We start from the raw sequence: 5,939 nt of genomic DNA, 5'->3' as shown, positions 1-5,939 counted from the left end.
AACTCCGGATCGGTGGAGAACTTGAACGTCTCGGCCCGCCACGGCACCATGCCGTAGTCGCGCCACGCCGGGCCACCGTAGCGTTGCCGATCCACTAAACTCAGTGCTGCGGGACGGTTACGGCCTCCTGCACAGCCCTAGGGCCCGCTAAGTGCGGGCCCTTTGTGCTTCTACGTGTGCTCTCATGTTCTCTCGGGCGCTGGCCGTCACGGCTCCACCGAGCGCATGGTGCGGTGAGCCTTCCATCAATCGGACACTTGGCTTTGTGGAGGGAGTACTTAGCGCACCGAGTACGCACGCGCTGGTATAGGGATCAGCTCGCGCTGGCGAGGGAGAGCTTGACGGCGAAGCCGAGGAACGCACCACCAGCTGCTGCGGATGACCCGGCTTGGAGTCGCCGTCGGCGCCGGAACGCGGCGGCCAAGCGGGCACCGCTGAAGATCAGAATGCTCAGGTAGGTCAGGCTGAACAGCTGCACCCAAGCGCCCAGCACGAGGAACGACAAGGCCGGGTACGGGTACGCGGGGTCGACGAACTGCACGAAGAAGGCGACGAAGAACAGGATCGCCTTCGGGTTGAGCAAGCTTGCGATGAGCGCTCGCCTATACGGCCGCTCGGTGCGCCGCGTGGTGTCGTCCACGGAGCCGACCACGCCTGTGTCGATTGCTGCCGTTTCCTCCGCGGAGGCAGCGCCGCGGCGACGCCACACCGACCATGCGCCGCGGAGCATGCCGATCGCCAGCCACGTCAGATATCCGGCTCCTAGCAGCTTCACGACGGAGAACGCCAGCGAGCTCGCCTGCAACAGCGATGCCACGCCCGCTGCGGAGAGGATCATGAGCGTCGCGTCTCCGCAGAACACGCCGAAGGCGGCCCGGTAGCCCGGCCGCACACCACGACGGGCCGCAACGGACAACACGTACAGCGAGTTCGGTCCCGGCATGAGGATGACCAGCGCAAGGCCGACGAGGTAGGTCGACAGGTCAGTAATCCCGAGCACATCAGAAGAGTGCCATAAGCCGCCGTCGCAACAGAAACGTATTTTGTTCCTGCCGGCGCTGGTGAAGGGTTAGAGCTGGTCATGTGAGGTGGCTGATGTCGTTGAGCTGCGCGAGCTGGTGGCTGTGGAGGCGGTCGTCCTTGCGTAGCACGCTGATGCCCCCAGACGAGACGCGGAAATGGACCCTGTCGGCAGCGTCAATGGGCATGCCGATCCATGCCGCGATAAGAAAGGTGGCCGTACCGCCGTGAGTCACCACTATCTGGTTCTGTGTGGTGGACTCCTGGATGCGGGTCATCGCGCCATATGCCCTCTCGGCTAAGTCCATCCTGGTCTCAGCGCCGTCCACCCCCTCGTTGTGACGCATTCGCTCGCCGAACCGAGGGGGCGGGATGAAGCGTTCATCAAGCCATGATTGCGGCATGCCTTCCGCCTTCCCATAAGACTTCTCGCGTAAGTCGGGGTCGATGGTCAGGCCCGCACCGAGTCTCTGGACGATGACCTCTGCCGTTCGTCGTGCGCGGAGCAGGTCTGAGGAGTACACCTCAACGGCGCTGCCGGTCAATTGCGTGGAAAGCGCCTCCGCGATCGCCTGCGCATGCCTGGCGCCTCGATCCGTCAGATCGGAGTCGAACCACCCACCGACGATGCCGTCAACATGATGTGTGGCCTCTGGGTGCGTGACGACATAGACGTTCTTCATTTGGGATCCTTCAAATTTCCGAACCATCGGTGGCCGGAAAGGCTAGGCCGTGCGCACGGTATCAAAGGCAGAAGGACTCATCGCACGTGACCGGGCGGCGTGATGATCACAGCTGCTACTTTCCGCCGGCGGGACTGGCCGGCGCATGCCGGATCACCTTGTAGAACAGCGGCATGGCGCGCAAGTCGTTCTCTTTGAGCCGGGCCCGGACGTGAGTGAAGAAGCTGGGCTGCCGGAACTGGTTGGCAAGGAAGCCGAGCGGGCGGCCGGGCAGGCGCACGTAGTTGATGATCGCGAACGGTCGTTGAGGCTGCGGGTCGAGCAGGGTGGAATTGTCGATCCCTGCCTTGGCGATGTACCAGCCGGTGAGATGTTTCCACGTGCTGGTGGCGGTGGCAGAGTCCGCGCCGGTGAAGTGGTTGAACAGGAATGTGCCGTCCATGTTCGACTCCGTGTCGCCGATGCGGTGCGTGTTGACGGCGTTGAAGACTATGGCCGGCGCAGGGTCGCCACCTAGAAGGTGCTCGACGGTAGGGGCGGTGTTCCTGGCGTCGGTCGTCTGCACGAGCAGGAGGAGATCGTGGCGTGGTGAGCCTTTGATCGGCGGCATCAACACGGCGCCGAACAGGGTGCTCGACACGACGTCGGGAACTGTGGAGAGCCGGTCTTGCAGCCCCTCCAGCTGGGATGCGGCCTTGTCACGCGCGCCACTGTGGCGGACGAACGGTGCGTGTGCCGGGGCATCGATGCTGTACCCGGCGTAGACGTAGCCGTGTGGTGACGGCGTGACGAACGGCGGGCTGGGGTAGTCGGTCTGATGAGACATAGCCGCACGTCCAAACTTCGGAAAAACAAACAGTTGGTAGATCCGAACATATAACATGAAGACATGAGCCTCAACCCTGACGCGATGTCCTCACCGGTGCTTACCGAGGAAGAGGCCGAGGCGCTAGCGGCCGTGCCGCTGATCGAGGCCTACTTCCGTCGTGGCAACGTTCAGATGCCGGCGAATCTCGAGACGCTGTTCACCAAGCACGGTCTGACGGCGCGGCACGGAGCAGTGTTAGCGCAGCTGGTGGCTTCGGCGGTGTTGGCGGTGAGTGAGGTGGCGCGCTTGTTGAGCGTTTCGCTCTCCACGGCCAGCGAGCTCATATCCGATCTGGACCGGGCTGGGATCGTGGGTCGTCGTGAAGACCCCGACAACCGGCGCCGCACGCTCGTGGCCATCGCGGAACCACACATCGACGACGTGCGGCAGCTGGTGGCGGGTCGTGCCGAGCCGCTGCGAGCGGTGCTGGCGGAGCTGTCGCCACAGGATAGGGAAGGGTTCGCGAAGGGCTTGCGGGCCTGGGCCGAGCATGTGAGGAGCTGGTAGCCCTAGCCAGAGTGACCGTTGCCGTCGTCGATCATGTCTCGCCGCTCACGGCGGTTCTGGAAGACGATGATGGCGACCGCCGTGATTGTCGCTGCGATGCACAGCGCGACGGCGGGATTGACGAACGCGGGAACGTGGTCGAGTGTCGACCCGTCGTCCCAGTGGCAGACCGCACTCAGGGGAAAGTAGCTGTCATCGAGCCGGACGAACGCCGGCGGTCCGGAACGTTCATAGGTGCCGTACCGCCAGTTCGTGCACTCCCGCCAGTCGTACTCCAGCCGCACCAGGCCGAGCAGGCCGAACAGGTACACGAAGACGGCACCCACTGCGAAGAACACGGCGATGAGGTGGACCCAGCCGGCGGCATAGAAGCGCATCCACATTCCCACCGGGCTGCCGGCGCTGACGGTGCGGCCGCGCCCCCCGTCGTTGCTCATCCGGCCGCCTCTCCGTAGGATGCCCGGGGCCAGCTTACGGGAGCGACGGTCGAGTCACCGGAACGATTGTCAGCAGATCGCCGAGTCCGGCGAAGTCGTCAGGGTTGGTCGAATACAGGGGTAGGTCCTCGGCGATGGCCGTGGCGGCGATCATCAGGTCGGCTATCCTGCGGCGTGGTTTCCGGCCAGCCGCGAGTACCTCGGCAGTCAGCCGTCCGTATATCCTCGCTGACTCCGCATCGAACGGAATCGGATCGAACTCGTTCTCCGCTCGCTGCAGGATGTCGATCCGCCTGGCTCGCTCGGTCTGTTCGTCGTAAGCGCTTTGCTCGTCGTTGCCCCGCACGAGATGCGGCCCGGCCGACAGTTCCGCGAGGGAGATCGCGCTGATCGCCATCTCGTCCGGTAGCTCAGCAGGGTCTATCCACCGGCGGAGTATGACGATGTTCGTGTCGAGCAGGCCTTGTTGAGGCTCCTCAGCGCTCATAAGGATCGTTCAGCTCGTCGGTGACTATTGCGGCTTGGTCGGCACGGAACGATTCGATGTCAAACCCCGGAGCGCCGCGAGACATCGCCTTGAACTCAGCTCGCGAGACGAACCGCCGACGACGGCGTAGCGGGACCAGCGCTCCGATCTCGTGACCACCACGTGTGACGGTAAACGAGCTGCCGCTGGCGACCGCATCCATGATCTCCTTGGACCGGGTCCGTAGGTCGCGCTGGGTGATCTCAGGCTGTGCGGTCATGGCAATATGATAGCAGTGTGTGCCACCACGTGCTACGGCATGCTACCTCTCGGAGGTCAGGGAGAGTTCCAGGTCGAGCCGGTCCAGGTGCGCTTCGTCGCCGACCATGTTGATCTCCACGATCCTGCCGTCCTCGACCGAGAACACGAATGCGACGCGAGGCTTCCCGCCCTGGCTCCAGACGGCTCCGGCCGCCCCGTCGATGAGTGCAGGTCGCGCCGCGTGCGCACGTCCGGAGAACGTCTTGGCGACGGACGACGGCCCGTGCACCTCGCTTGCCATCTCGGGAGCGTTCGGATTTGCAGCCGCCATCTGCACCACCGCGCGATCCGCCCGGAGCGCGACATCCGGCGCGAGCAGCGCAAGCAGTCTCTCGAAGTCGCCCTCGCGGGACGCGGCCAGGAACGCTTCGACCACCTCTCGTTGGCGCGTGCGGCTGGAGTCGGGCGCGGCCGTCGTTCCTCGGACTCTGCGACGGGCACGGCTGGCCAGCATCTTGGCCGCATCCGGTGAGCGGTCCAGGATCGTGGCGATCTCGTTGAAAGGCACGGCGAACATGTCGTGCAGGACGAACGCGAGCCGCTCCGCGGGGGAGAGGGCATCCAAGACAACCAGCAACGCCGGCCCGATCGAGTCAGCCAGCAGCGTCTCGCGTTCCGGGTCACTCCCGTCGTCGACGCCGATGGTCTCGTTGGGCACATGGACATCGAGCGGTTCCTCGCGCCGCGTCGTGCGCGAGCGCAGCATGTCCAGGCAGATCCGTCCGACGACGGTGGTCAGCCAGCCGGCGAGGTTATCGACAGTACTGGTGTCCGAGCGGCTCAGCCGCAGCCAGGCCTCCTGAACGGCGTCGTCCGCCTCGACCTGCGAGCCGAGCATCCGGTGCGCCACCGCCCGCAGGTGTGCGCGGTTCTCCTCAAAACGCTCGGCCAGCCAGTCGCGATCGTCCACGGTTACCTTCCTCTGTCGCCGTCCGTCACCACGATGACGAGCCGCACCTCGCTGAGGTAACGGACCGATCGTTCATGGCATCTGGATGGTCGGCCAATCCGTTAGGCACCGACACCCTATGACCCATTCGAAGAGCTGTGTGCGAACAGAGGAGATGAGATGACTGAGAGACCGATTCATCCGCGACGACGACGGATACTGACCGGCTTGTGCTGGGTGTTGGCCACGGCATTCATGATGGGCGCCATCACCAAGTACATGCCTGGTGAGACGTTCTTTGGCCCGCCGTACTCCGAGAAATTCGCGGAATGGGGCTATCCGTCGTGGTTCCGGTTCGTCGTCGGGAGTGGTGAGGCTGTCGGCGCCGTCTTGCTGTTGCTCCCGCGTCGGAGGATCCTCGGGGTGGGCGTGCTCAGCGTGATCCTCGTGGGTGCGATCACCACACATATCGTCAACCAGAGCGTGACTTCGGAGGCGACCGCTGCGCCGGTGAATCTGGTACTGGTGTCCTTGGTGGCCTGGGAGTTCCGGCCGACGGACTGGAGGGAGCCGCTGAGGCTGCGGCGCACTGCACACGCGATGTGTACGCCGAGGGAGCAAGCCGCCCGGTGAACCTGCTCCGGAATGATCACCATGTATTCACCCTGAACCAGGCATCACGCCGTGGCAAGGGCCAAATCCTGCGGGGACGACGTCATCGCGTGCGAACGATGACCTTGCGCATGTG

At 64.5% G+C, this 5,939-nt stretch carries 9 protein-coding genes; 2 read left to right on the top strand and 7 right to left on the bottom strand.

Annotated features, from left to right (window positions below):
- Nucleotides 1–313: 313 nt before the first annotated feature.
- From leuE to ELR45_RS11385, 3 genes are all read right to left on the bottom strand, one after another.
- Nucleotides 314–1,000: a leucine efflux protein LeuE gene (gene leuE / locus ELR45_RS11395; protein ID WP_129666061.1), complete on the bottom strand. Its 687-nt coding sequence runs from the start codon at nt 998–1,000 to the stop codon at nt 314–316.
- 79 nt (nt 1,001–1,079) lie between these two features.
- The gene (locus ELR45_RS11390; RefSeq protein WP_129666059.1) at nt 1,080–1,703 is read right to left on the bottom strand and encodes a histidine phosphatase family protein; all 624 of its coding nucleotides are present in this window, start codon (nt 1,701–1,703) and stop codon (nt 1,080–1,082) included.
- Between the two features lie 115 nt (nt 1,704–1,818).
- Nucleotides 1,819–2,529, bottom strand: coding sequence for a hypothetical protein (locus ELR45_RS11385; RefSeq protein WP_129666057.1), 711 nt, complete (start codon nt 2,527–2,529; stop codon nt 1,819–1,821).
- Between the two features lie 63 nt (nt 2,530–2,592).
- Here ELR45_RS11385 and ELR45_RS11380 point away from each other — a divergent pair, with 63 nt between their 5' ends.
- Complete coding sequence (locus ELR45_RS11380; protein WP_205856416.1) at nt 2,593–3,078, top strand: MarR family winged helix-turn-helix transcriptional regulator; 486 nt, start codon at nt 2,593–2,595, stop codon at nt 3,076–3,078.
- Nucleotides 3,079–3,080: 2 nt separating this feature from the next.
- On the opposite strand, the gene ELR45_RS11375 is transcribed toward ELR45_RS11380, so the two are convergent.
- From ELR45_RS11375 to ELR45_RS11360, 4 genes are read right to left on the bottom strand one after another with little or no spacing between them, the layout of a single operon-like run.
- Entirely contained in the window at nt 3,081–3,515 is a 435-nt protein-coding gene (locus ELR45_RS11375) for a hypothetical protein (protein ID WP_129666055.1), read from the bottom strand.
- Nucleotides 3,516–3,549: 34 nt separating this feature from the next.
- Nucleotides 3,550–4,002, bottom strand: a complete 453-nt coding sequence (locus ELR45_RS11370; protein WP_129666053.1) for a type II toxin-antitoxin system VapC family toxin — start codon at nt 4,000–4,002, stop codon at nt 3,550–3,552.
- A complete protein-coding gene (locus ELR45_RS11365) occupies nt 3,992–4,261 on the bottom strand; it encodes a type II toxin-antitoxin system Phd/YefM family antitoxin (protein WP_129666051.1) in 270 nt (89 codons plus the stop codon). The genes ELR45_RS11370 and ELR45_RS11365 overlap by 11 nt, the downstream gene beginning before the upstream one ends.
- Before the next feature lie 42 nt (nt 4,262–4,303).
- Nucleotides 4,304–5,212, bottom strand: coding sequence for a sigma-70 family RNA polymerase sigma factor (locus ELR45_RS11360; protein WP_129666049.1), 909 nt, complete (start codon nt 5,210–5,212; stop codon nt 4,304–4,306).
- A gap of 159 nt (nt 5,213–5,371) precedes the next feature.
- Between ELR45_RS11360 and ELR45_RS11355 the strand changes: the two genes are divergently transcribed.
- Entirely contained in the window at nt 5,372–5,824 is a 453-nt protein-coding gene (locus ELR45_RS11355; RefSeq protein ID WP_205856415.1) for a DoxX family protein, read from the top strand.
- Nucleotides 5,825–5,939: the final 115 nt, after the last annotated feature.

This window comes from Phytoactinopolyspora endophytica (assembly GCF_004138495.1).
GTDB classification, from domain to species: Bacteria; Actinomycetota; Actinomycetes; order Jiangellales; family Jiangellaceae; genus Phytoactinopolyspora; species Phytoactinopolyspora endophytica.
Note: the sequence above shows the minus strand (reverse complement) of the source record. Positions and strands in the feature narration are given on the sequence as shown.